This window comes from Mycobacterium sp., assembly GCF_040398885.1.
In the GTDB taxonomy this organism is placed as follows: Bacteria; Actinomycetota; Actinomycetes; order Mycobacteriales; family Mycobacteriaceae; genus Mycobacterium.
Genome location: NZ_JBBATF010000262.1, coordinates 1 through 2,534, shown reverse-complemented (window position 1 = coordinate 2,534; position 2,534 = coordinate 1). Strand labels below are relative to the sequence as shown.

2 protein-coding genes are annotated in these 2,534 nt (G+C 68.6%); both read right to left on the bottom strand.

Annotated elements, in window-relative coordinates:
- Positions 1-866, bottom strand: an 866-nt coding sequence (gene ccsB, locus ADBZ5U_RS15755) for a c-type cytochrome biogenesis protein CcsB (protein ID WP_526811764.1), incomplete at its 3' end; no start/stop codon positions are given.
- Complete coding sequence (gene resB, locus ADBZ5U_RS15750; RefSeq protein WP_526811762.1) at positions 863-2,359, bottom strand: cytochrome c biogenesis protein ResB; 1,497 nt, start codon at positions 2,357-2,359, stop codon at positions 863-865. The genes resB and ccsB, both read right to left, overlap by 4 nt.
- Between the last annotated feature and the right edge of the window lie 175 nt (positions 2,360-2,534).

Here is a 2,534-nt window from a genome sequence, read left to right as displayed (position 1 = left end):
TACGCCGCGTAGATCACCCAGGCGATGAACGACACCGTCTCCTTGGGGTCCCAACCCCAGTAGCGCCCCCACGCCTCCTCTGCCCAGATGGCGCCGAAGATGACCCCGAACCCGAACACCGGGAAGGCGAAGACGGTGGTGCGGTAGGCGATACGGTCCAGGGTCTGGGCGTCGGGCAGTTTGGCCGCGATCCGGGCCAGTGCCCCCGCCGGAGCAGCCTGGCCGGCGACGTCGGATTCAGCCCCGGGACGGCCGTGCCTGGACATCTTCAGCAGGAACAGGATGCTGGCCACCCCGGCGACCAGGAACACCCCCGAGCCCAGGCTGACCACCGAGACGTGGATGGGCAACCAGTAGGACTGCAGCGCGGGCATCACCGGTGCGGCGTGGGTGTAGAGCCACTTGCCGGACACGGTCAGCAGGACGAGAACAGGCACCAGTACGAAAACCCACAGCACCCGGTACTGCGGTTTGCGCAGCACCACCGCGGCGGCGACCAGGCCGCAGAAACCGGTCAGGTTGATGAACTCGTACATGTTGCCCCAGGGCACCCGATGGGTGGCCAGTCCGCGCAGAACGATGCAGGCCAGCAGCAGCATGATCCCCAGGTAGACCAGGTTCAGGCCGGACCTGCCGACGCGTTCGGCCGGCGTGGGCGCGGGGGTTTCGACGACGACGCCGGGCCGTTGGTCATCCGCGGCCACCCCGCCGGCGGCCACCAGTTCCCGCTCGTCCACCCGGCGCCCGCGACTGGACGCCAGTTCGACGGCCAGCAGCAGCAGCGCGAGAACCAGGACGACGACCGAGGTGGTGAACGCCCAGTCCGAATACCGGGCCAGGCCGATGTCTATCGCTTCGGTGTTCATGCGTCACCAGCCTCCGTCAGAACCTGTCGGGCCAACCTGTCCAGTTCCTCGCCCCACCCCGAGTTGTCGGTGCGGGCCAGGCCGGCCAACTCGACGTTCACGGTACCCGGCCCGGCCGGGATGATCCGGGCCCACACCCGACGCCGTCGCACGACGAGCGACACCAACAGCCCGCCCATCATGGTCAGCGCGAACACCAGCACCCACACCTGGCCCGGGTCGTGGGAGACCTGCAGATTGACGAACGGGGTGGCCCCGTCGAACCGCACCACCGTTCCGTCGTCGAGGCGTGCCTCCTGGCCGAGGGTGAGGTTGACGCGCTTGAGTTTGGTCAACCGCCTCTGCTCGATCAGCCGGGTGTCGAGCCTGAACAGCGACTGCGGGCGTCCGGTGTCCAACCCGGCGTCGCCCCGGTAGATGTCGATCGCCACTGCCGGGTCCTTCATCCCCGGGAAGCTCGACGACAGCAGTTTGCCGTCCATCTGCTGGGTGGGCGCGAACAAACCGGTGATGGCGATCTGGTTCTTGCGCCGCTGTTCCGGTGGGTAGAGCCCGGCCGGCGGGTCCACCCGGACGGTGCCCGAGGACAACAGGGTCTGGGCGTTGTCGGGCTGGAACTGGACGGTCTGGGTTCGCGTCTGCCCACCCGGGAAGGTGACGGTGAACGTCGGGGCGTAGCCGTGGCCCTGCAGGTAGACCCGGTCGCCGCCGACCCGCAGCGGATGGTTGACCTCGAGCCGGTAGGGCTGCCAGGTACCGGTGGTCAGGTCCGCCCCGGCCTGGTAGTCGATGTCGGCGGCGAACGAGGTGGCCTGCCCGGTGGGCAGGTAGCGGGCCTGGAAGTCGTTGACCCGGATGCACATCGGGTACAACGACGTACCGTCGACCTTGTTGCCGGCGCGGAAGGAGTCGTAGGCGGCCGGGGAGGCCGAGCAGAACCCAGGTCCGCCGTTGGCCAGCACGATGACGTTGCCCTCGTAGCCGAACAGCTTGCCGACCGCGACGGCAGCCAGCAGCCCCAGCAGCGAGAAGTGGAAGACGATGTTGCCGAACTCGCGCAGATAGCCCTTCTCCGCCGAGATCTCGGTGACCTCGTCGGCATGGCGGGTGATCCGCCGCCACCCCCGTAGCTGCCCGCCGATCCGGGTGGCCACCTCGGCGGGAGTGCCGGTGGCCGTGCCCTCGGCGTGCCGGGGCAACCGGCTCAGATTTCGCGGGGCCGGCACCGGCGTGGCCCGCAGGCCGCGCATGTGCTCGATGATGCGCGGGGTCAGGCAACCCACCAGCGAGACGAACAGCAGCACGTAGATGGCGGTGAACCAGAAACTGGAGAACACGTCGAACAGTTGCAGGCGGTCCAGCCAGGGGCCGAGCACCGGATGCTGGGCCAGGTACTGGTCGACCTTGGACTCGTTGAGGCTGCGCTGCGGCAACAGCGCCCCGGGAACCGCGCCGAACGCGAGCAGGAAGAGCAGCACCAGGGCGGTGCCCATCGACGTCAACGCACGCCACCCCTTCAGCGCGAGCAGACGTAAACGCCCCCCAGACCTCGGAGTGTCGGGGACGTTTGCGTCTGCTCGCGGGGGGGAGAGGGTCAAATCGGCAGCCTCACGTCGCTGACGAACGCGTCGCGCACCCAGGAGGTGAAGTCGTTCCACAACCCGGTCA